Annotated in this window: 20 protein-coding genes; 11 read left to right on the top strand and 9 right to left on the bottom strand. The window is 70.5% G+C overall.

The window, feature by feature from the left end:
• Nucleotides 1-22: 22 nt before the first annotated feature.
• The 3 genes from ACESL7_RS00295 to ACESL7_RS00285 form a co-directional block, all read right to left on the bottom strand.
• A complete protein-coding gene (locus ACESL7_RS00295) occupies nt 23-883 on the bottom strand; it encodes a flagellin N-terminal helical domain-containing protein (protein ID WP_372890257.1) in 861 nt (286 codons plus the stop codon).
• A 205-nt stretch (nt 884-1,088) separates the two neighbouring features.
• A complete protein-coding gene (locus tag ACESL7_RS00290) occupies nt 1,089-1,439 on the bottom strand; it encodes a flagellar protein FlgN (RefSeq protein ID WP_372890255.1) in 351 nt (116 codons plus the stop codon).
• Nucleotides 1,432-1,722, bottom strand: a complete 291-nt coding sequence (locus ACESL7_RS00285; RefSeq protein WP_372890253.1) for a rod-binding protein — start codon at nt 1,720-1,722, stop codon at nt 1,432-1,434. The genes ACESL7_RS00290 and ACESL7_RS00285 overlap by 8 nt, the downstream gene beginning before the upstream one ends.
• Before the next feature lie 114 nt (nt 1,723-1,836).
• Between ACESL7_RS00285 and fliK the strand changes: the two genes are divergently transcribed.
• The 3 genes from fliK (at nt 1,837) to ACESL7_RS00270 (ending at nt 4,864) form a co-directional block, all read left to right on the top strand.
• Entirely contained in the window at nt 1,837-3,747 is a 1,911-nt protein-coding gene (fliK, locus tag ACESL7_RS00280) for a flagellar hook-length control protein FliK (protein ID WP_372890251.1), read from the top strand.
• Nucleotides 3,713-4,498: a flagellar hook capping FlgD N-terminal domain-containing protein gene (locus ACESL7_RS00275; protein ID WP_372890249.1), complete on the top strand. Its 786-nt coding sequence runs from the start codon at nt 3,713-3,715 to the stop codon at nt 4,496-4,498. Before fliK ends, ACESL7_RS00275 begins: the two co-directional genes overlap by 35 nt.
• Nucleotides 4,499-4,663: 165 nt before the next feature.
• Nucleotides 4,664-4,864: a hypothetical protein gene (locus ACESL7_RS00270; protein WP_372890247.1), complete on the top strand. Its 201-nt coding sequence runs from the start codon at nt 4,664-4,666 to the stop codon at nt 4,862-4,864.
• Nucleotides 4,865-4,951: 87 nt separating this feature from the next.
• On the opposite strand, the gene ubiB is transcribed toward ACESL7_RS00270, so the two are convergent.
• Nucleotides 4,952-6,481 carry a 2-polyprenylphenol 6-hydroxylase gene (gene ubiB / locus ACESL7_RS00265; protein ID WP_372890245.1) on the bottom strand — a complete coding sequence of 510 codons (1,530 nt, stop codon included), beginning with the start codon at nt 6,479-6,481 and terminating at the stop codon, nt 4,952-4,954.
• Nucleotide 6,482: 1 nt separating this feature from the next.
• Complete coding sequence (gene ubiE, locus ACESL7_RS00260) at nt 6,483-7,247, bottom strand: bifunctional demethylmenaquinone methyltransferase/2-methoxy-6-polyprenyl-1,4-benzoquinol methylase UbiE (RefSeq protein WP_372890243.1); 765 nt, start codon at nt 7,245-7,247, stop codon at nt 6,483-6,485.
• A gap of 98 nt (nt 7,248-7,345) precedes the next feature.
• Between ubiE and mutM the strand changes: the two genes are divergently transcribed.
• From mutM to dnaN, 5 genes are all read left to right on the top strand, one after another.
• The gene (gene mutM / locus ACESL7_RS00255) at nt 7,346-8,197 is read left to right on the top strand and encodes a bifunctional DNA-formamidopyrimidine glycosylase/DNA-(apurinic or apyrimidinic site) lyase (protein ID WP_372890241.1); all 852 of its coding nucleotides are present in this window, start codon (nt 7,346-7,348) and stop codon (nt 8,195-8,197) included.
• Nucleotides 8,198-8,259: 62 nt separating this feature from the next.
• The gene (locus ACESL7_RS00250) at nt 8,260-9,036 is read left to right on the top strand and encodes an enoyl-CoA hydratase (protein ID WP_372890237.1); all 777 of its coding nucleotides are present in this window, start codon (nt 8,260-8,262) and stop codon (nt 9,034-9,036) included.
• Nucleotides 9,037-9,202: 166 nt separating this feature from the next.
• Nucleotides 9,203-9,466, top strand: a complete 264-nt coding sequence (rpsT, locus tag ACESL7_RS00245) for a 30S ribosomal protein S20 (RefSeq protein WP_372890235.1) — start codon at nt 9,203-9,205, stop codon at nt 9,464-9,466.
• A 485-nt stretch (nt 9,467-9,951) separates the two neighbouring features.
• Nucleotides 9,952-11,325 (top strand): chromosomal replication initiator protein DnaA, encoded by a 1,374-nt coding sequence (gene dnaA, locus ACESL7_RS00240; RefSeq protein WP_372890292.1) that lies wholly within the window; start codon nt 9,952-9,954, stop codon nt 11,323-11,325.
• A gap of 169 nt (nt 11,326-11,494) precedes the next feature.
• Nucleotides 11,495-12,613 carry a DNA polymerase III subunit beta gene (gene dnaN, locus ACESL7_RS00235; protein ID WP_372890233.1) on the top strand — a complete coding sequence of 373 codons (1,119 nt, stop codon included), beginning with the start codon at nt 11,495-11,497 and terminating at the stop codon, nt 12,611-12,613.
• A gap of 310 nt (nt 12,614-12,923) precedes the next feature.
• Here dnaN and ACESL7_RS00230 read toward each other — a convergent pair whose 3' ends face one another.
• Together ACESL7_RS00230 and ACESL7_RS00225 are read right to left on the bottom strand one after the other, a co-directional pair.
• The gene (locus ACESL7_RS00230) at nt 12,924-14,195 is read right to left on the bottom strand and encodes an MFS transporter (protein ID WP_372890231.1); all 1,272 of its coding nucleotides are present in this window, start codon (nt 14,193-14,195) and stop codon (nt 12,924-12,926) included.
• 140 nt (nt 14,196-14,335) lie between these two features.
• On the bottom strand, nt 14,336-15,091 hold the full coding sequence (locus tag ACESL7_RS00225; protein WP_372890230.1) for a class II aldolase and adducin N-terminal domain-containing protein: 756 nt from the start codon (nt 15,089-15,091) through the stop codon (nt 14,336-14,338).
• Between the two features lie 228 nt (nt 15,092-15,319).
• Between ACESL7_RS00225 and ACESL7_RS00220 the strand changes: the two genes are divergently transcribed.
• The 3 genes from ACESL7_RS00220 to ACESL7_RS00210 all read left to right on the top strand — a co-directional run bounded on the left by ACESL7_RS00220 (nt 15,320) and on the right by ACESL7_RS00210 (nt 18,294).
• Nucleotides 15,320-16,798, top strand: coding sequence for an AMP nucleosidase (locus ACESL7_RS00220; RefSeq protein ID WP_372890229.1), 1,479 nt, complete (start codon nt 15,320-15,322; stop codon nt 16,796-16,798).
• Between the two features lie 138 nt (nt 16,799-16,936).
• Complete coding sequence (locus ACESL7_RS00215) at nt 16,937-17,224, top strand: HU family DNA-binding protein (protein ID WP_372890228.1); 288 nt, start codon at nt 16,937-16,939, stop codon at nt 17,222-17,224.
• 185 nt (nt 17,225-17,409) lie between these two features.
• Entirely contained in the window at nt 17,410-18,294 is an 885-nt protein-coding gene (locus ACESL7_RS00210; protein WP_372890226.1) for a DMT family transporter, read from the top strand.
• 92 nt (nt 18,295-18,386) lie between these two features.
• On the opposite strand, the gene ACESL7_RS00205 is transcribed toward ACESL7_RS00210, so the two are convergent.
• Together ACESL7_RS00205 and aroC are read right to left on the bottom strand one after the other, a co-directional pair.
• On the bottom strand, nt 18,387-19,334 hold the full coding sequence (locus tag ACESL7_RS00205) for an AEC family transporter (RefSeq protein WP_372890224.1): 948 nt from the start codon (nt 19,332-19,334) through the stop codon (nt 18,387-18,389).
• Nucleotides 19,335-19,337: 3 nt separating this feature from the next.
• Nucleotides 19,338-20,441, bottom strand: a complete 1,104-nt coding sequence (gene aroC, locus ACESL7_RS00200; RefSeq protein WP_372890222.1) for a chorismate synthase — start codon at nt 20,439-20,441, stop codon at nt 19,338-19,340.
• Between the last annotated feature and the right edge of the window lie 201 nt (nt 20,442-20,642).

Here is a 20,642-nt window from a genome sequence, read left to right as displayed (position 1 = left end):
GGGCTTCAGTTGCCGCGCAGGCTCAGCGGAAGAGCGAGAGGATGTTCTGCGGCGCCTGGTTGGCGATCGACAGCGACTGCGTCGCCAGCTGCTGCTGCGCCTGCAGCGCCTGCAGCCGTGCCGAGGATTCCTCCATGTCGGCGTCGACCAGCGATCCGATGCCCGATGTCATCGCATCCGTGAGCTTGCCCACGAACTCGCTCTGATCGTTGAGCCGCTTGGCCGAGGCGCCGAGATCCGCCGCGCCCTCCACCGCGGTCTGCAGGTAGCCTTCGATTTCCTCGAGCGCGGTCCCGGCGGTGGTGGCATCGGTGATCGCCGTTCGGCCAGCCACGTCAAGATCGGCTTCGAAGTCCACACCGGCCACATCGATATTCGACACGCTTGGCGCGTTTCCGTTACCGGAGTCGTTTGCGCCGGCCCGGTCCAGCGAGGCCAGCACCGTGAGCTGGGTCCCGCCGTTGCCGTCCACATCGGTGGACAGGAGATTGACGCCGTTGAACTGCGCGGACGAGATGATCTGCGTGATCTGCTCCTGCTTCTTCGTCATGTCGGCATCGATCTTGGCGAAGTCGGCCGTCTCGCTCGTCGCGCCGACGGCCAGTTCCTTCATGTCTTCCAGAACGGAGACGATCTGATCCGCGCCGGCGGCGGCCACCTCGACGGTCGATTCGCCGACGGACAGCGAATCCGAGATCGCCTTGAAGCCGGCCACGTCCGACTCCATCACCTTGGAGATCGCCCAGACGGCCGCGTTGTCCTTGGCGCTGGCGATCGACTTGCCGGTGGAGATTTCCGACTGCGTCTTGGAGAGGTCGTTGTTGACGGATTTCAGGGTCTGCAGCGCGACCATGGCGCTGTTGTTGGTCAGAATGCTGGACATCGGTCCTGTCGTCCTTCCTTGGGCGGCGTTTCGCCGGGATGATCGGCCGCGGATGCGCCGCGGCGGTTTCACAGTCGTTCTGACCGATGCGGCGGAGCCCGCCGCGCCATCCTGCGGGATGCCGGGCCAGACTCGCGCCGTTGTCCTAACGGGGGCCTAAGAGCCGGGTGCCGGGTCGCGCGGATTTTGCGAAAATCCCGGCCTGTCAGGCGCGCTTTTCCACCCGGGTGCCGCCCGGCGTCGCCACGGCGGCGCGACGACCGTTGCGGTCGTAGGTTTCGAGCGTCGCCCTCAGCGTGCGGATCGCGCCGAGACGCGCGCCGACCTCGCGCACGCCGGCGCGCGCAGCGTCGAGAAGCGCCTGATTGCGCGCCAGTTCGCCGCGCAGACGCGCTGCCGCCTGCGTCGGCAGGCCGCTCTGCGCCAGTTCGTCGGCGAGTGCCTCCTTCCGGGGGAGAAGATCGGCCAGCGCTTTCAATTGCCCGGCGCGCAGCAGCGCGCGCTCTTCGTCCAGCAGGCGGAGAAGGCGGTCGCACAGCGTCTCGGGATCAGTCATCGCGCGCGTCCTGCTGCAGGGCGCGGAAAAGCTGTTCGGCGAGGCCGATTCCCCCCGATTCGGCCATCGCCCGCGCCTGCGCCTCGCGCAGATAGGAGGCGAACTGCGTCTCCCCGGCGCCACCGCCGAACGTATCGGGCGTACGGCCGAGGCCCGCCGCCTTGAGCATCTCGGCAAGGAAGGCGGCCTCGAGCCCGGTCGCCGCCTCCCGAAGGCCGGCAGGGTCGGGTGTCTGGAGTTGCTCCACGCGGGGCGGCACAGTGGGACTCGACGGCGAGATCATCCGTATCTCCTCCGGATCGTGACGATTGACGCGATCATGCCGCCGCGCCGTAAAGATCCGGTAACCCGACCCGCGCTAGACCGGTGATGCAGGTCAGACGGTCCGAGGCAGCCCATGCTGGTCAGTTCGAAAGCGAGTTCCGGGGTGACGAGTCCCGGTTCGCCCGCGCCGGAAACGAGCCCGCCGCCGCAGGCGCGCTCGTTCCAGAGCGTCCTGCGCGCGGCGGCGCAGGCTGCGGCTGGGCCCGATACGTCACCCCGCGGCGACGCCACCAGGGAAGCGTCCGCCGGCGACGACCGCGCGCGGGGCGCGCCGCCGCGGAGCGAAGCCGGCCCTGACGCAAGCCCGCGGTATGCGGCCGACCCCGATGATCCGGCACGGAGCGCCGGAATCCCGGATCCGGCCGGAGACGCGGCGGCCGGGCAGCATGGCCTTTTGGAGACCCCGCTTCCCCGGGATCGCCCGGACGGTGCGCGCCTTGCGCCTCCTCCGGGGCCGATGCTGCCCGGGCAGCGGTCACCGGATGGTCCGCGCACCGACGATGCGACGGCCGGCAGGGTGGCGCAGCATGGCCGCGCGGCGATGGGCGCGCCGTCGCGCGCGGCGTCACCCGGATCGGGCGCTCCCGAATCGGAACCGGAGGCGCGCGGGATCGCCCCTGCCGGTTCGGGCCGGGCCATGGCGCCAGGCGCGGCGCAGGGCGGGCCCCCGGCCGACGCCCCGCGCGGCACGTCTGAGGATGCGGCGCGGCAAGCGGCCGAGCCCCCGCTGCGGCCCGAAAGCAAGCCCCCCGCGCGCGAAACGCGATTTCCCGTCGACGCCATGACGATGGGGCAACCGGCCGGAGCGGAGGCGCGCAGCGATCACCGGTCGGTGACGGGTGGTGCCGCGGACCTTCCATCGCGGGCGGCCCGGGGCCCCGGGGCCGTCCCCGACGGGGCCGACGCGCACCGCCGCGATGACGCCGCGCCGACGCGTGCCCGGCCCCCCGATCCGGACCCCCGCCTGACCGAGCGCGCGGTACCCGGCGCAACCACGGAGCGGGCCTCGACAAATGGGAAGCGGGCAGCCGTCGGCGGGCTGTCGACAGGGACCGGACTGTCGTTCGACGGCCCCCGCGCCGATCCCGACGCGCGTCTTCGGCGCGATCGTGATGGCGGGGCGCCGTCGGCGTCCGGCTCCGGAGCGGTGATGCGCGATCGCGGCGGCGGGTTGCGACTTCAGACACCTCAGGACGGGGAGACGCGCCCCGTGCCGGCTGCCGGGCCGCCCAAAGAGGCAGGGCCGTCGCCGACAACCGCGCTCGCGGCCCTTGCATCCGGTCGCACGCATGCGAGCGAACATGCCACCGAGCCGGTGGCGTGGGTGTCCGGCGCCGCCCGTCCGGCGCCGAGCGGGGGGACGGCCACGATGGCGCCGGTGACGCCGGACGTTGCCACGCGGATGAGCGCGGGGCTCGGCGCTTTCGCGACGTCGCGGCCAGATCCGCACCGCAGCCTGAGCAACGCGGAAATGGCCACCGCGGAGGCAGGAGACATCGGCAGTCGCGCTGACCACATCGCGGAGCCGCGGACCACGCTGGAACGCACGGCACCGACCGCGGCACGCGCCCCCGCGGCGCATGCGGACCTCGTGCGCCAGATCGCCGACGCGGCGGCCCCCGCGACCGAGCGAAGTACCGAGATCAGGCTCCATCCGGAAGAACTTGGCCGCCTGAAACTCGGGATCGCGACAGGCGAATCCGGTGTCGTGGTGCAGATTCAGGCCGAGCGTGCCGAAACGCTCGATCTGCTGCGGCGCCATCTGGACCTTCTGGCCGAGGATTTGCGCCGCCTCGGATACGGAAGTGTCGCCTTCGATCTGTCCAGCGACGCCGGAGATGGGCAGGCGCCCCAGGACGAGGCGCTGCCGGGCGACCCGACGCGTGATGCACCTGCGTCGTCGGAGGACAGCGATTCGCCGGCTTCGGCGCCGGAGACCACATCTCCCCATGTCGCCGCTGGCGGCCTCGATCTTCGCCTTTGACGGGCTCACGGCATCTCGTGAAAAGGAGCATTTGATGATTTCCCCCATCCGCACGGACCCTTCGGGAGGCGGCGCTCTCCCTGCAGAGAGCTCGCAATCGTCCGCGGCGTCCGCTTCCGGCACTGCCCCGTCGGCCGGTGGCGACGCGTCCGCGCTCACGTCGGACTTCGAGACCTTTCTGCGAATGCTGACCGTCCAGATGCAGAACCAGGATCCGCTCAACCCGATCGAATCCTCGGATTTCGCCGTGCAGCTGGCGACGTTCTCGGGTGTCGAACAGCAGGTGCTTACCAATGACCTGCTCGGCGGGCTGAGTCAGGGCATCGCGACACCGAAAGGCCTGTCGGATTATGCCGGCTGGATCGGGAGGGAGGCCGAAACGACGGCCCCGGTCGCCTTCACCGGGCAGGCGATCGACCTTGCGCTGCCGAAGGCCCCCGCCGGCGCGGACAGGGGTACGCTGATCGTGCGCGACACCGCAGGCGAGGTGGTTCAGGACATGCCGGTCGCACCCGGTCGCGATCGGCTCGCCTGGGACGGCACCGCGTCGCGCGGCGAGCGGTTGGCGCAGGGGACGTACAGCTTCGAGATGCGCTGGTCCGCAGGACCCGAGGAGCTCGGCGCGGACCCCGTTGGCAGCTTCAGCCCGGTCGCCGAAGTCCGTCTGTCGCGCGACGGGGACGTCGAGGTCGTGCTTGCCGACGGTGGTGTCGTGCCCGCGGAGGACGTCACGGCGGTGCGCGCGGCATGAGGCCTTCGCATACCCGAAGCAGCTGTTGCCGAAATACCAAGCGCAATGGGGATGATCCATCTGCACACGGATACGGGACGTGGACAAAAGCGTGCCGCTGCGTTAAACGATAGCCATATGTGCCCGGGCAGGTGGCCTGTGCACTTGTTCAGTCTGGAGAGTGTCATGAAGAAATTTGCGTCCATCGCCGCCGCGTCGGCGCTCGCGCTCACCGCCGCTGCACCGGCCTTCGCCGAGTCGAGCGATCCGTTCACCAAGGCCGACAAGCCGGTCGTCTCGTCGCAGGCCGCGCCGACCGTGCCGGTCTGGGCGGTCATCGGCGGCGTGGCCGGCGTGGTCGCCATCGCGGCGAGCAACGACACCTGATATCGGCGCCCACACGCCGGATCGACTGGAAGCGGCCCGTTCAGGGCCGCTTCTTTTTTTGCCTGCGTCTGGTGTGCTGCCCGCGGTTCAGAACAGGCCGAGCGCCAGAACAGCCGCCGCGCCGCCGGCCGCGCCGAGCCCGGCCCAGAGCACGGGCCGCACCCCGGCAGGTCTCTCCGGCTCCTCCGGCGGCGCCGCCTGACGGATGAGCGCGGTCTCGACAAGCCCCGGCAGGCGCGGGCCGAAGCGGGTCAGCACGCGCAGGGTTTCGCGCAGGTCGCGGGCGACGGCGCGGGGGCCGATGCTTTCCTGGATGTAGTCCTCGACCACCGGGCGCGCGCCTTCCCAGATGTTCATGTGCGGGTTGAGCGAGCGCGCGACGCCCTCGACCACGACCATGGTGCGCTGCAGGAGAATGAGCTCCGTCCGCGTTTCCATGCCGAATTTCTCGGTCACCTCGAAGAGGTAGGCCAGCAGCCGGCCCATCGAGATTCGCGTCGCATCCATGCCGAAGATCGGCTCGCCCACGGAGCGCAGGGCGCGCGCGAACTCGTGCACGTCGCGGTCGGGGGGCACGTAGCCCGCCTCGAAATGCACCTCGGCGACGCGCAGGTAGTCGCGGCGGATGAAGCCGTAGAGGATCTCGGCGTAGACGCGGCGTGTGTAGGGGTCGATATACCCCATGATGCCGAAGTCGAAGGCGATGATGTCGCCGTTGGGCGCCACCTTCATGTTGCCCTGGTGCATGTCGCCATGAAAATAGCCGTCGCGCAGCGCGTGGCGCAGGAAAAGCTGCAGCACCCGCTCCGAGAGCACGCGCCGGTCGTGGCCGGCGGCGTCGAGCGCGGCATTGTCGCCCAGCGGCACGCCTTCGGCCCAGCCGAGCGTCATCACACGCCGCCCGGAGAGCGGCCAGACGATGCGCGGCACGCGGAAGCCCGGGTCGTCCTTCGTGTTGGTGGCGAACTCCGAGGCGGCGGCGCTTTCGAGGCGGAGGTCCAGCTCGCCGAGGACGACGCTTTCGAAATGGCGGATCACGTCCATCGGCCGCAGCCGGCGCGAGGCGGGCGAGAGAAGCTCGACCACCCGCGCGGCGAAGTAGAAGGCGTCGATGTCGCGGCGGAAGGCGCGCTCGATTCCCGGGCGCAGCACCTTGACGGCGACGTGCTCGCCGGTCGTGGCGAGGCGCGCCTGATGCACCTGCGCGAGCGAGGCGGCGGCGACCGGCGCGCCGAACTTCTCGAAGGCGGCGTCCGGCTCCACGTCGAGTTCGGCGCGGATCGTGGCCTTGGCCTCCTCGACGGTGAAGGGCGGCAGCCGGTCCTGCAGCACGCGCAGCTGATCGGCGAGCTCCTGTCCGACCACGTCGGGCCGGGTCGAGAGAACCTGTCCGAACTTGATGTAGGCCGGGCCGAGCGCCGTCAGCGCGCGGGTGATCGGCGGCATGGCCGGGTCGCCCGGATACCCCAGCCACGTGAAGGGCCAGCCGAGCACGCGCGCGGCGACGCGCAGCGGGCGCGGCGCCTCCATCGCGTCGAGCACGGCGCCCATCGCGCCGGTGCGCTCGAAGGTGGCGCCGGTGCGGATCAGCCGCCAGATGTTGTGAGGGCCCCGCACCTCAGAGCTTCCAGCCGGAGTGCAGCGCCGCGACGCCCATCGTGAGGTTGCGGTATTTCGCCTGCTCGAAGCCGGCGGCGCGGATCATGTCGAGGAAGCGCTCCTGATCCGGGAAGCGCCGGATCGATTCGACGAGGTATTGATAGCTCGCCCGGTCGCGGGTCACGATCTCGCCGAGCCAGGGGATCACGTTGAAGGAATAGCGGTCGTAGGCCCATTGCAGCGCGGGCACCGCCACCTGCGAGAACTCGAGCACCATGAGCCGCCCGCCGGGGCGCAGCACGCGGAAGGCCTCCGCGAGCGCATCCTCGGGCCGGGTGACGTTCCGGATGCCGAAGCTGATCGTGTAGACGTCGAAGCTCGCGTCGGGGAAGGGCAGGGCCATCGCGTCGCCCACGAGCCAGTCGAGCCGGTCGTCGAGGCTCTGCGCCTCGGCGCGCGCGCGGCCCTCGTCCAGCATCGACTCGGTCAGGTCGAGCACGGTGGCCCGCGCGTCGCCGGCCCGGCGCAGGAAGCGGAAGGCGATGTCGCCCGTGCCACCCGCCACGTCGAGCAGGTGCTGGCCCGGCCGCGGCGCGAGCCAGTCCATCATCGCGTCCTTCCACGCGCGGTGGACCCCCGCCGACATCAGGTCGTTCATCAGGTCGTAGCGGCCCGCGACCGAGGTGAAGACGCCGCGCACGCGGCCCGCCTTCTCGGCTTCGGGCACCGTGTCGAAGCCGAAATGCGTGGTCGCCTCGGCGCTGTCGCTCGTCTGGTCGGTCATGGGGGCCTTGCCGTGCCTGTGGTCAGGCCTTCTTATATGGCGCCCGCGGGGGCCTGCAATGCGCCCCCGTGCCGCGCGGCCGCGACGAAGGAGCCCGGATGCCCGAACTGCCCGAGGTCGAAACCGTCCGCCGGGGCCTCGCCCCCGTGATGGAGGGGCGCCGTATCCTGACGGCCGAGGTGCGCCGCCCGGACCTGCGCTGGCCGCTGCCCGAGGGCATGGGCGCGCGGCTCGCCGGCGCGCAGGTGCTGCACCTCGGGCGGCGGTCGAAATACCTGCGCGCCGACCTGGACACGGGCGAGACGTGGCTGGTGCATCTCGGCATGTCGGGACGGATGCTCGTCTCGGGCCGGGTGCTCGGGGATTTCGTGCAGGATCACCCCGCCGCCTCCGCGCATGATCACGTCGTGCTCGAGATGGAGGGCGGCGCGCGGATCACCTTCAACGATCCGCGCCGCTTCGGGGCGATGGACCTGACGCCGACGCCGGAGGTCGAACGCCACACGCTTCTTGCCGGGCTGGGGCCCGAGCCGCTCGGCAACGCCTTCTCGGAGGACTATCTCGTCGCGCGGCTGAAGGGGCGCAAGATGCCGATGAAGGCCGCGCTCCTCGATCAGGGGGTCGTGGCCGGCCTCGGCAACATCTACGTCTGCGAGGCGCTTTTCCGCGCGGGCATCTCGCCCGTGCGCCGCGCGCACCGGGTCGCGGCACGGCGCCTCGCAACGCTGGTACCGGCGATCCGCGCCGTGCTCGACGACGCGATCGCCGCGGGTGGTGCATCGCTGCGCGACTACCGGCAGGCCGACGGCGAGCTCGGCTATTTCCAGCACGCCTTCGACGTCTACGGCCGCGAGGGCGCGCCCTGCCGGCGGGCGGAGTGCACCGGCACGGTGCGCCGCACCGTGCAGTCCGGGCGGTCGAGTTTCTACTGCCCGGCCTGCCAGAGATAGCTTGAACGAGCGCGCCAGAGTGCTAGCAAGGGCTCTTGACCGACACCAGCGGAGCCAGGTCCATGGCCTACGAGACGATCGTCGTCGAGACCGAAGACCACGTCGCCACCATCAAGCTGAACCGGCCCGACGCGATGAACGCGCTGAACTCGCAGCTTCTGGGCGAGCTGGCGCGCGCCCTCGCGGAGGCGGACGCCAACGACAAGGTGCGCTGCATCGTGCTCACCGGCTCGTCCAAGGCCTTCGCCGCGGGCGCCGACATCAAGGAGATGTCGCAGAAGAGTTTCGTGGAGATGTATCTCTCCGATTTCTTCGGCACCGAGCACGAGGCGATCACCCGCGTGCGCAAGCCGGTGATCGCGGCGGTCGCGGGCTACGCGCTGGGCGGGGGCTGCGAGCTCGCCATGATGTGCGATTTCATCATCGCGGCCGACTCGGCCAAGTTCGGCCAGCCCGAGATCAACCTCGGCGTCATCGCCGGGATCGGCGGCACGCAGCGCCTGACGCGGATGGTCGGCAAGGCCAAGAGCATGGACATGCACCTGACGGGACGCTTCATGACCGCCGAGGAGGCGGAGCGCTCGGGCCTCGTCAGCCGCGTCGTCGCCGCCAAGAACCTCACGGAGGAGGCGCAGAACGCCGCGCAGAAGATCGCCGAAAAGTCGATGCTGACGACGATGGCGGTCAAGGAGGCGGTGAACCGCGCAGAGGAAACCTCGCTCGCCGAGGGGCTGCGATTCGAGCGGCGGCTCTTCCATGCGCTCTTCTCCACCGAGGACCAGGCGGAGGGCATGTCGGCCTTCCTCGAGAAGCGCGAGGCGCAGTTCCGCGACCGCTGAGCCCCTCGTGCGGGGGCTTCCCTTTCGAGCCGCGGTGCGCTAAGGGCGCCCGGTACATGCGCGTGATGCCCGCTCAGGCAAGTGTCGGTCCGTCCCTGTCGGGGGGCGGCGACAGGGGTGTCGCGCGACGGAAGAATGGCACGACGACCCCGGAGGATCCGACCCGATGGCGAACACGCCCCAGGCGCGCAAGCGCGCCCGTCAGAACCAGAAGCGCTACGACATCAACCGTGCGCGGCGCTCGCGCATCCGTACCTTCCTGCGCAAGGTCGAGGAAGCGATCGCTTCCGGCGACCAGGCTGCGGCGGCGACCGCGCTGCGCGCCGCCCAGCCCGAGATCATGCGTGGTGTGACGAAGGGCGTGATGCACAAGAACACCGCGGCGCGAAAGATATCGCGCCTCGCAAAGCGGGTGAAGGCGCTCGGCTGAACGGGCACGCGGCAGCAGCCAAGGCCTTGAAACGAAAGGGGCGTCCCGCCGCGGGGCGCCCCTTCTGTTTGTGCCGGCGGCGTTGCGGCGTACCGGATTCTTTCGGCGGGGCCGACGAGTCAAGCGACAAGTTCAGTTGCCGCCGCACGTGCCCGATTGCTACCTTCTCCCCTGCGAGTCACATCGCCTTGGGGGGACAGGCTGAACGGAGACGGTCCTAGGGGACGGGGCCGGCCGTTCGCCCGTTCAGGGTAAGCCGCGGTCTGCGGTTCGGAGCGTGGCACTCTTGCAGGGCCTGCCCGACGTACGCCGTCGCGTACGCGATACAGGAAATCACGGGCCGCCGTTCCGGCGCCGCCCGAGGGGTGCCTGTGTCTGCGACCCGACGCATCCGGGATGCCCCTCTGGCAGACAGGCGCGTGACAGCCGCCGGCGATGTCCGGCGGCAGCGATGGAGGCGAGAGATGGGGCATAATCGGACCGTGATGACGCAGGAAGAATGGGGGCAGCTTCAGGCCACGCTGGAACGCAGCGTGGGCAAGAACAACTATCTGAACTGGATCAAGCCGCTCTCCTTCGCCGGCGTGTCCGACGGTGTGGCGACGTTCCACGTGCCCACCAACTTCATGGGCACCTACGTTTCCGACAACTTCGGCGATCTCCTCCTGCATCAGATCTCTGCGGCCGACTCGGACGTGCGGCGCATCCGCTTCACCGTGTCGAACGGTGGCGCCCCGCGCTCCGCCCCCCCGGCACACCCGGACACGAGCGCCGAGCCGCAGGCCGCGCCTGCCGCGTCCGCGGGCCGCGCCGATGGCCTGCATGGCGCACCGCTCGACGCGCGTTTCCGCTTCGACACCTTCGTCGTGGGCAAGCCCAACGAACTCGCCCATGCCGCAGCGCGCCGCGTCGCCGAGGGCGGGGCCGTCACCTTCAACCCCCTCTTCCTTTACGGCGGCGTCGGGCTCGGCAAGACGCACCTGATGCACGCCATCGCCTGGGAGCTGCGCGAGACGCGGCCGGAGCTGACCGTGCTCTACCTCTCGGCCGAGCAGTTCATGTACCGCTTCATCCAGGCGCTGCGCGAAAAGAAGATGATCGACTTCAAGGAGCTCTTTCGCTCGGTCGACGTGCTGATGGTGGACGACGTGCAGTTCATCGCCGGCAAGGACAGCACCCAGGAGGAGTTCTTCCACACCTTCAACGCGCTGGTGGACGGGCAGAAGCAGATCATCATTTCCGGCGACCGCTCCCCCGGCGAGATCAAGCACCTCGAGGACCGCATCAAGAGCCGGCTGCAGTGCGGCCTCGTGGTGGACCTGCACCCGACCGATTACGAACTGCGCCTCGGCATCCTGCAGTCCAAGGTCGAGCAGCACCGCGCGCTCTACCCGGACCTGCGCCTCGAGCCCGGCGTGCTGGAGTTTCTCGCGCTGCGCATCTCCACCAACGTCCGCGTGCTCGAGGGGGCGCTGACGCGGCTTTTCGCCTTCGCCTCCCTCGTGGGGCGGACGATCGACATGGACCTCGCGCAGGACTGCCTCGCCGACATCCTGCGCGCCTCCGAGCGCAAGGTCACCGTCGAGGAAATCCAGCGCAAGGTGAGCGAGCACTACAACATCCGCCTGTCGGACCTGATCGGGCCGAAGCGCGTGCGCAGCCTCGCCCGGCCGCGGCAGGTGGCGATGTATCTCGCCAAGAAACTCACCGCGCGCTCGCTGCCGGAGATCGGGCGCAGCTTCGGCGGGCGGGACCACACCACGGTCATGCACGGCGTCAAGCGCATCGAGGAGCTGCGCGCCGCCGACAGCCAGATCGCCGAGGATCTCGACATCCTGCGCCGCGCGCTGGAGGGCTGAGCGGCCCTGCGGCGCGCTCGTCCGCCCCACCCGGAGCCATTGCCCGGGGGTGCCCTTGACCGTCGCCGCGATCCGGTCGACAAACCGTTGAACCGAAGAGCGCAAAACTCTTGTGCGGCAGGGGCCACCCGGTAGGGTGAGCCTCCGGCCGGAACGGAGGGACAGGGGCATGAAGATCAGCATCGAGCGCGGCGCGCTGCTCAGGGCCGTGGCGCAGGCGCAGTCGGTCGTGGAACGGCGCAACACCATCCCGATCCTCGCCAATGTGCTGATCGAGGCGGAGGGCGACGCCGTGCGTTTCCGCGCCACCGACCTCGACATCGAGGTGCTGGACCGCGCCCCCGCGACGGTCGAGCGCGCCGGCGGCACCACGGTCAGCGCCGTCACCTTCCACGAGATCGTGCGCAAGCTGCCCGACGGCGCGCTGGTCACGCTGGCCGACGACGCGGCGGCGGGTCGGCTGTCGGTCTCGGCGGGGCGGTCGCATTTCACGCTGGCCACCCTCCCGAAGGAGGACTTCCCGGTGATGGCCTCCTCGGAATACACTGCCAACTTCGCCGCGCCCGCGCCGGTGTTGCGCCGCCTCTTCGACAAGTCGCGCTTCGCCATCTCCACCGAGGAGACGCGCTATTACCTGAACGGCGTCTACATGCATGTCGCCGAGGGCGAGGAGGGCCCGGCGCTGCGCTGCGTGGCGACCGACGGCCACCGCCTCGCCCGGATCGACGCGCCGCTGCCCGCGGGGGCCGAGGGGATGCCGGGCGTGATCGTGCCGCGCAAGACGGTGGGCGAGCTGCGCAAGCTCCTCGACGACGACGATGCCGAGATCGCCGTCTCGGTGAGCGAGACCAAGGTGCGCTTCGCCACGCCGGACATCACGCTGACGTCGAAGGTCATCGACGGGACCTTCCCCGACTATGGCCGGGTCATCCCGCAGAACAACACCCGCCGGCTCGAGGTGGACGCCGCCGACTTCGCCCGCGCCGTGGACCGTGTGGCCACCGTGAGCTCCGAGCGGTCGCGCGCGGTGAAGATGACGATGGAGGACGACCGGCTGATCCTCTCGGTCAACGCGCCCGACGCCGGCGCGGCGGAGGACGAGCTGCCCGTCGCCTATCAGGACGAGCACCTCGAGATCGGCTTCAACGCGAAGTACCTGCAGGAGATCGCGAGCCAGGTGGACCGGGAGAACGCGGTCTTCCTGTTCAACTCCTCCGGCGACCCCACCCTGATGCGCGAAGGCGACGACACGTCGGCGATCTACGTCGTGATGCCGATGCGCGTCTGACCGCGTCGGGCCCCGGTCGGGGACGCGGGCCGCTCGAACGCAGGACGGGACGCGGTTGCCCGGTTGCCGGATCGCGACCGGCCGAGGCGGGCGGAGAGCGACGCACCGCCGGCGCGGGCGTGATCCGTTCGGGCCCGTGCGCGATCACCAGCTCCACGAGCGCCGTATCCATCCCGCCGGTCGGCTCCTCCGTCTCCGTGGCCGTGTTCAGCACCGCCATGGACAGCGAGGCTCGGTGCGAGGCACGGAAACCGGAGTCCCGGAGCCGGCTTGCACCACCGCGCCCTCCGGCGGTCCGCGAAAGGCCGGCTCAGGCGGCGCCGCTTTCGGCGGCGGCCTCCTCCTGCTCGGCGAGTTCCTGCGACCACTCCTGCGCCGCCTCGAGCGCCACGGCCGAGGAGGTGGGCATGACGCCCACGTAGGCGCCGGTCTCGTCCACGGGCACGCCCGGGCGGCGCGTCATGCGCCAGCCGGCGTAGAGGGCCGTCGCCGCGAAAAGCACCAGCAGCACGAGCCAGAAGAAGGCGCTTCCGCCCGCCTCCATCGCCGCGCCGGCGGCAAGCGGACCCAGGATCGCGCCGAGCCCGTAGGTGAAGACGAGCCCGCCCGAGGCGGCCGGCATGTCCTCCGCGTCGAGGAAGTCGTTCGTGTAGGCGATGAAGAGCGAATAGAGCGGGTTCGCCATGCCGCCCATGACGAAGGCCGCGACGAGGAGCGGCGCGAGCGCCCCGCCCGCGACGAAGCCCAGCGCGCTCGCCCCCGCGCCGATCGACGCGAGCCCGAGGATCAGCACCCGCCGGTCCATGCGGTCCGAGAGCCAGCCCACCGGGAACTGGAAGACCGCGCTGCCCACGAAGATCATCGCCACGAAAAGCGCGATGTCATCGACGGAAAGCCCTGCCTGCGCGCCGTAGACGGAGGCCATGCCGAACTGCGCGGCGAAGACCCCGCCGAGCAGGAAGACCCCCACCGTGCCCAGCGGCGAACTGGCGTAGAGGCGGCGCAGGCTCATCGGCTTCGTCGTCTCCGCCGCCGGCAGCGGCACCGCCGAGAGGAGGATCGGCCCGAAGGAGAGCGAGACGAGGATCGACGCCCCGATGAAGAGCGCCGGCCCGGCGGCGTCAGCCACGGTCACCAGCCACTGCGCGAGGATCATCCCCGCCATCTGCGCCAGCATGTAGGCCGACAGAAGCTTGCCGCGCATCTCGTTCGTCGCGGCATTGTTCAGCCAGCTTTCGGCGGTGACGTAGACGCCGGACATGCAGAAGCCGATCGCGATCCGGAGCAGTGTCCAGGCCCAGGGCTCGCCGATCAGCGGAAAGGCGATCAGACCGGCCGACATGAAGGAGCCGAGCGCGGCGAAGACCCGGACGTGCCCGACGGTCCGGATCAGCCGCGGGGCGAGCTGCGCCCCCGAGAGGAAGCCGAAGAAATAGCCGGCGGTGACGATCGAGAGCTCGGCGGAGGTGAACCCCTCGATGTTGCCGCGCACACCCATCAGCGTGGCATGCATGCCGTTGCCGATCATGATGAGCGCCATGCCGAACAACAGCGCCCAGACGCCGCCCAGAACCTGAAGCATTGACGCACTCCTTCGGCGGACGGCACGGGGACCGGCGTGAGACGGGGCCACGCCAATCCGATTCCGTCGGATGCGTCAATCCGTTCGTGGCGGACCGGGACGCGCGGCGCGCGCCCCGCGGCCCGGCTGCATCGTCATCGTCAGTCGGCGTAGTCCGCGCCCTCGCCGTCCAGCAGCGCGCGCAGCTCGGCGAGGTGACGCTCGCCCGCGCCGGGATAGGCCTCGAGCTCCTGCGCGGTCTTTTCTGCCACCGCTTCGGAGAGAAGCGAGAGCGGCCGCCCGGTCCAGAGCGCCCGCACATAGGTCGCCGCCGCGCGCTCGAAGTAGTAGAGCCGGTCGAAGGCTTCCCCCACCGTGGCGCCGATGGTGAGAAGCCCGTGATTGCCCATCAGGAGCACGGTCTTCTTCGGGTCGTCGAAGAGCCGCGCGCAGCGCGCGCCTTCTTCCTCGAAGGCCAGCCCGCCATAATCCCGGTCCACCGCCACGCGGTCGAAGAACATGCAGGCGTTCTGGTCGAGCGGCGGCAGGGTCGGGTCCTCGAGACAGGCAAGCACGGTGGCATAGGGCGAATGCACGTGCATCACGCAACGCGCCCGTGGCACCGCGCGGTGAATCGCCCCGTGCAGTCCCCAGGCTGTCGGGTCCGGCGCGTCCGGCCGCTCCAGCGTCGCGGGGTCGTTCGCGTCCACCTCGATCAGGTCCGAGGCGCGGATCCGCGCGAAGTGCATCTGGTTCGGATTGACGAGGAAGCGCGTGCCCTCCGGGTTCACGGCGACCGAGAAGTGGTTGGCCACGCCTTCGTGCATGTCGAGGCGCGCGGTCCACCGGAAGGCGGCGGCCAGGTCGGCGCGCAGGTCGCGAAGGTCGGTCTCGGCGGTGCGGTGGGGGGCGTTCATCGTGATCTCTCCTCGGGCGGAAACCGGACAGCGGTCGGCGGCACCCGGCGCTCGCGGCGGGGAGGCCCGGGCGCCCTGCTGCCGCGCTGCGCCACCGGGCACCACCGGCGCGCATCCGCCGACGTGCCGACGCATCCGGCTCTTTCGGGGCGGGAGCTTGATCGCGCCGGACCGAACTGTCAACGTGGCTGCCATCCGCTTGCCGCAGCCCCGGAGTCAGGACGGCCCATGCCCGACAGCGCGACGGATGTCGTGACCCCAGATCTGCCCGCGCCGCGCGCCTTCCACGATCCGGAGGCGGCCGTCGATCACCTTGTCGCGCTCTACACGGGGGCGACGGACTTTCTCGCCGAGCGGTTCCAGGCCTGCCTGCACGACGGTCATCCCGGCCACCGGCTGCGCGCCTTCTACCCCGAGATCCGCGTCTCGACCACCAGCTTCGCGGAGGTGGACAGCCGCCTCGCCTTCGGTCATGTCGCCGCGCCGGGCACCTACGCCACGACCGTCACGCGGCCCGATCTCTTCGCCGGCTACCTGCGCCAGCAACTCGAGCTGCTGATCCGCAACCACGACACCGCCGTCGAGATCGGTCTTTCCGAGACGCCGATCCCGGTCCATTTCGCCGTGTCCGACCGCCCCGGCCTCACCGTGCCACAGGAGGGTGCGGCGCGCTTTCCGCTGCGCGACGTCTTCGACGTGCCGGACCTCGCGGCGACGAACGACGACATCGTCAACGGCCGCGTGCAGCCCGGCCCGGACGGTGCGCGGCCGCTCGCGCCCTTCACCGCGCAGCGCGTGGACTACTCGCTCGCCCGGCTCCGGCATTACACGGCGACCGACCCCGAGCATTTCCAGACGCATGTCCTGTTCACCAACTACCAGTTCTACGTCGCGGAGTTCGAGGCGCTGGCGCGGGCGAAGCTCGCCGACCCCGAAAGCGGCTACACCAGCTTCGTCGCCCCCGGCGAGATCGAGATCACGGCGCCCGATGCCGCGCTGCCCCCGCCCGCGAAGCTGCCGCAGATGCCGGCCTATCACCTGAAGCGCGCGGACGGGCGCGGCATCACGCTCGTCAACATCGGCGTCGGCCCGTCCAACGCCAAGACGGCGACCGACCACATCGCGGTGCTGCGCCCGCACGCCTGGATCATGGTGGGCCATTGCGCGGGGCTCCGGAACTCGCAGAGCCTCGGCGATTTCGTCCTGGCCCACGCCTACCTGCGCGAGGACCGGGTGCTCGACGACGATCTGCCGGTCTGGGTGCCGATCCCGGCGCTCGCCGAGATCCAGATCGCGCTGGAGCGTGCCGTCGCCGAGGAGACGGCGCTCGAGGGGTACGACGTCAAGCGCATCATGCGCACCGGCACCGTGGCGAGCGTCGACAACCGCAACTGGGAGCTGCGCGAGCATACCGGCCCCGTGCAGCGGCTGAGCCAGTCGCGGGCCATCGCGCTCGACATGGAAAGCGCGACGGTCGCCGCCAACGGCTTCCGCTTCCGCGTGCCCTACGGCACGCTTCTCTGCGTCTCCGACAAGCCGCTTCAGGGGGAGCTCAAGCTGCCCGGCATGGCCTCCGAGTTCTACACGACGCAGGTGGCGCGGCACCTGCGCATCGGCGTGCGCGCGATGGAGCTGATCGCGGCCATGCCGCTGGAGCGCATCCACAGCCGCAAGCTCCGCAGCTTCGAGGAGACGGCCTTTCTCTGATGCGGGCGCCGGCGCGGCAGGCCCGAAAAATCGGAATATTCCTTGCGCGACAGGCCCATTTGTTGTGTTTACATCCAACATGAAGTCAACTCGAATGATCGGGGCCCAAGAACAGGGGCAGTGAAGGGAGACCGAAGAATGGCCAAGGCGATGACCAAGACCCAGCTCGTGGCCGCGCTGGCGGACGAGATGGACAGCGACAAGAAGACCGCGGGCGCTGCGCTCGACGCCGTCTGCAACGTGATCACGCGCGAGGTCGCGGACGGCGGGGCGGTGACGCTGCCGGGTGTCGGCAAGTTCTACCTGCGCGAGCGTCCCGAGCGGATGGTGCGCAACCCCGCGACGGGCGAGCAGCTCAAGAAAGAGGCCGACAAGCAGGTGAAGGTCACCATCGCCAAGGCCCTCAAGGACAGCGCGAACGGCTGACCGTCGCCGCCGGACCGGCACGGGGCCGCCGCGGGCGGCCCTTTTCGTATCCGCGGCAGTGCAGACGAGAATTTTCGTACGAGAATTCTCCTCGCCCGCGGCACGGACCCACGAGGTGCCAAGCCCGGGCATCTTTCGTACGAAAGATGCCCGGGCTTGGCGTGCGAGCGACAGGGAGCGGCGACATGGATCTGCGCGCGGCCGGCATGGGGCTCGCCTTCGCGGTGATGTGGTCCTCGGCCTTCTCGGCAGGGCGCATCATCTCGACCGCCGCGCCGCCGCTCACCGCGCTTTCGCTCCGCTTCGTCGTCGCCGGGGTGATCGGCATCGCCCTCGCCCGCGCGCTCGGTCAGAGCTGGCGGCTGACGCCGGCGCAGTGGCGCGCCACGATCGTCTTCGGCATCTGCCAGAACGCCCTCTATCTCGGGCTCTACTGGGTCGCCTTCCAGACCGTCGAGGCCTCCCTCGGCGCCATCATCGCGTCTGCCATGCCGCTTCTCGTGGCGCTCGCCGGCTGGATCGTGCTGGGCGAGCGGGTGGCGCCGCTGGGCGTCGCGGGGCTGATCGCGGGCTTCGCGGGGGTCGCGCTCATCATGGGCGCGCGCTTTCAGGGCGGCGCGGACCCCTTCGGCGTGACGCTCTGCGTGATCGGGGTGCTCGCGCTCTCCGTGGCGACGCTGACCATGCGGGGCGTGTCGTCGGGCGGGAACTTCCTGATGGTGGTGGGGTTGCAGATGCTCGTGGGGGCGGTGGTGCTGCTGCCCTTCGCGCTCGCCCTCGAAGAGCTGCGCGTCGACTGGTCCGCGCGGCTCGTCGCTGCCTACCTGTACACGATCCTCGTGCCGGGCCTCGCGGCGACGCTGGTCTGGTTCCTGCTCGTCCACCGGATCGGCGCGGTGAAGGCCGCGACCTTCCATTTCCTGAACCCGTTCCTTGGCGTGGCGATCGCGGCCGTTCTGCTGGACGAGCAGCTCGGCCCGCTCGATCTCGTCGGGGTCACGGTGATCGCCTTCGGGATCCTCGCCGTGCAGCTCTCGAAGCAGCACACCGTCGCAGGCGCCCGGCCCTAGAGCGCGCCATGGTCGGTCGCGTTCGCCCCCGGCCTCCCGATTCCGCCGTCCCGACACCCTCGGGGCGCGCGTCCGCGTTCCAGCGCCAGGCGCTAGCTCAGCACCGCGAGAAGCCCGGTCAGCGTGACGAAGGCCCCCGCGGTCGCGCCCAGAAGCGCGAGCGAGGCGATGCCCTCGTGCCCGTAGTCCTGCGCGAGGAGCGCGTAGATGCCGAACATCGGCACCGCGGCCGAGAGGATCACCGCCATGCGCAGGTCGGGGTCGTGGATCGTGAGCCCGCCGAGGAGCGGCAGCGCGACCAGCGCCAGCGCGGTCAGGGCCGGATGCACGAAGAGCTTTCCCACCACGATCTCGGCGGCGAGCGTGCGGTTGCCCTTGACCGGCAGGCCGACCAGCGAGCCGCCGATCACGAAGAGCGCGATGGCGCCCGTGGACTGCGCCAGAAGATCCAGAAGCCGCGTCACGCCCGAGGGCAGCGACAGCCCCGTGAGCGAGACCGCCACGCCGGCGAGAAGGCCCAGCACCATCGGCCGGCGCAGAACCTCGAGAACCGCCCGCCGGGCCCGCGTGGTCAGCCGCGCGCCGCTCCGCGGCCGGGAGCTTTCCAGCAGCAGCAGCGTGAGCGGGATCAGCACGAAGGTCTCCACCACGAGGTTCATGGCGAGGATCATCCCCGCCTTCTCGGGCAGCAGAAGGAGCATCAGCGGATAGCCCACGTAGCCCGAGTTGGGGCAGGTGGAGCCCATCACGGCGATCGCCTTGCGCGCCGGCCTCGTGCCGCGCGCGGTATGCCAGGCCCAGGCCGCCGCGACGGTGGCGAGCCCGCCGGCGAGGAAGACCGAAAGATACCCGGGGCTCAGCGTCTCGGTCACCGACCGCTCGGCCACCGCGGTGAAAAGGAGCGCGGGCAGCGCGATGTTCATCACGAAGAGCCCGAGGGCGCGCATGTCCGACGGCACGAAGGGACCGAGGCGCACCGACCCGTACCCCAGCGCGACGAGCGCGAAGATCGGAAAGGTGATGGCGAGGATTTCGAGCACGCGCTATCCCAGCGGGCCCCGCGCGCGCCCCGTCTGCGCCCGGTCAAGAAGCAGATGGTCGAGCAGGGCGCAGGCCATCATCGCCTCGCCCACCGGCACCGCGCGGATGCCGACGCAGGGGTCGTGCCGCCCCTTGGTGACGATCTCGGTCTCCTCGCCCGCCGTGGTGATCGTCCGCCGCGGCGTCAGGATCGAGGAGGTCGGCTTCACCGCGAAGCGCACCACCAGATCCTGCCCGGTCGAGATGCCGCCGAGCACCCCGCCCGCGTGGTTCGAGCCGTAGGCGGGCCGCCCGTCGTCGCCCATCGTGATCTCGTCGGCGTTGGCCGATCCGGTGAGCGCGGCCGCCGCCATGCCCTCGCCGATCTCGACGCCCTTGACCGCGTTGATGCTCATCATCGCGGCGGCGAGATCGGCGTCGAGCTTGCCGTAGACCGGCGCGCCGAGGCCCTCCGGCACGCCGGTGGCCCGCACCTCGATCAGCGCCCCCGCGCTGTCGCCGGACTTGCGCAGCGCGTCCAGGTAGGCCGCCCACTCCTCCGCCGCCCGCGCGTCGGGGCACCAGAAAGGGTTGCGCGCGATCTCGTCCGCGTCGAAGCGCGCCCGGTCGATGCCGTGCGGGCCGATGCCGACCATGTAGCCCTGCACCGAAAGCCCGGGCGCCAGGGCGGCGAGTGCCGCGCGCGCCACGCCCCCCGCCGCCACGCGCGCCGCCGTCTCCCGTGCCGAGGATCGCCCGCCGCCGCGGTAGTCGCGCAGGCCGTATTTCCGCCAATAGGCGATGTCGGCATGGCCGGGGCGGAATTTCTCCGCGATCTCGGAGTAGTCCTTGCTGCGCTGGTCGGCGTTGCGGATCATCAGCTGGATCGGCGTGCCCGTGGTGCGCCCCTCGAAGACGCCGGAAAGGATCTCTACGGCGTCCGGCTCGCGCCGCTGGGTGACATAGCGGTTCTGCCCCGGCTTCCGGCGGTCGAGCCAGTTCTGGATGTCCGCCTCGGCGAGCGGCACGCCCGGCGGGCAGCCGTCCACCACCGCGCCCAGCGCGGGCCCGTGGCTCTCGCCCCAGGTGGTAACGCGAAAGACGTGACCGAAGGTGTTGAGGCTCATGCGCGCCCTTCTCCTCTCGCGGCGCGGTCTAGCCGCGGGGGCCGGCACTCACAAGCCGTTTCGCCGCCCACCGCGCGGCCTTGCGGCCGCACACCCTCGCTCGGGGCGAGGGGCGCTGCCCCTCGCGCTCCCCGGAGTATTTTCGCCAAGATGATGGGGTCCAGCGCAGGCCCCTTCTTCTTGGGTCCAAATATCCCGGGG

The organism is Rhodosalinus sp., from assembly GCF_041685465.1.
In the GTDB taxonomy this organism is placed as follows: domain Bacteria; phylum Pseudomonadota; class Alphaproteobacteria; order Rhodobacterales; family Rhodobacteraceae; genus Rhodosalinus.
The sequence above is the reverse complement of the archived record's forward strand: the minus strand, read 5'-3'. Positions and strand labels throughout refer to the sequence as shown.

Coding starts and splice junctions, on each gene's coding strand:
- ACESL7_RS00295 (WP_372890257.1), bottom strand. CDS start 883: ATGTCCAGCATTCTGACCAACAACAGCGCCATGGTCGCGCTGCAGACC.
- ACESL7_RS00290 (WP_372890255.1), bottom strand. CDS start 1,439: ATGACTGATCCCGAGACGCTGTGCGACCGCCTTCTCCGCCTGCTGGAC.
- ACESL7_RS00285 (WP_372890253.1), bottom strand. CDS start 1,722: ATGATCTCGCCGTCGAGTCCCACTGTGCCGCCCCGCGTGGAGCAACTC.
- fliK (WP_372890251.1), top strand. CDS start 1,837: ATGCTGGTCAGTTCGAAAGCGAGTTCCGGGGTGACGAGTCCCGGTTCG.
- ACESL7_RS00275 (WP_372890249.1), top strand. CDS start 3,713: ATGTCGCCGCTGGCGGCCTCGATCTTCGCCTTTGACGGGCTCACGGCA.
- ACESL7_RS00270 (WP_372890247.1), top strand. CDS start 4,664: ATGAAGAAATTTGCGTCCATCGCCGCCGCGTCGGCGCTCGCGCTCACC.
- ubiE (WP_372890243.1), bottom strand. CDS start 7,247: ATGACCGACCAGACGAGCGACAGCGCCGAGGCGACCACGCATTTCGGC.
- mutM (WP_372890241.1), top strand. CDS start 7,346: ATGCCCGAACTGCCCGAGGTCGAAACCGTCCGCCGGGGCCTCGCCCCC.
- ACESL7_RS00250 (WP_372890237.1), top strand. CDS start 8,260: ATGGCCTACGAGACGATCGTCGTCGAGACCGAAGACCACGTCGCCACC.
- rpsT (WP_372890235.1), top strand. CDS start 9,203: ATGGCGAACACGCCCCAGGCGCGCAAGCGCGCCCGTCAGAACCAGAAG.
- dnaA (WP_372890292.1), top strand. CDS start 9,952: ATGACGCAGGAAGAATGGGGGCAGCTTCAGGCCACGCTGGAACGCAGC.
- dnaN (WP_372890233.1), top strand. CDS start 11,495: ATGAAGATCAGCATCGAGCGCGGCGCGCTGCTCAGGGCCGTGGCGCAG.
- ACESL7_RS00230 (WP_372890231.1), bottom strand. CDS start 14,195: ATGCTTCAGGTTCTGGGCGGCGTCTGGGCGCTGTTGTTCGGCATGGCG.
- ACESL7_RS00225 (WP_372890230.1), bottom strand. CDS start 15,091: ATGAACGCCCCCCACCGCACCGCCGAGACCGACCTTCGCGACCTGCGC.
- ACESL7_RS00220 (WP_372890229.1), top strand. CDS start 15,320: ATGCCCGACAGCGCGACGGATGTCGTGACCCCAGATCTGCCCGCGCCG.
- ACESL7_RS00215 (WP_372890228.1), top strand. CDS start 16,937: ATGGCCAAGGCGATGACCAAGACCCAGCTCGTGGCCGCGCTGGCGGAC.
- ACESL7_RS00210 (WP_372890226.1), top strand. CDS start 17,410: ATGGATCTGCGCGCGGCCGGCATGGGGCTCGCCTTCGCGGTGATGTGG.
- aroC (WP_372890222.1), bottom strand. CDS start 20,441: ATGAGCCTCAACACCTTCGGTCACGTCTTTCGCGTTACCACCTGGGGC.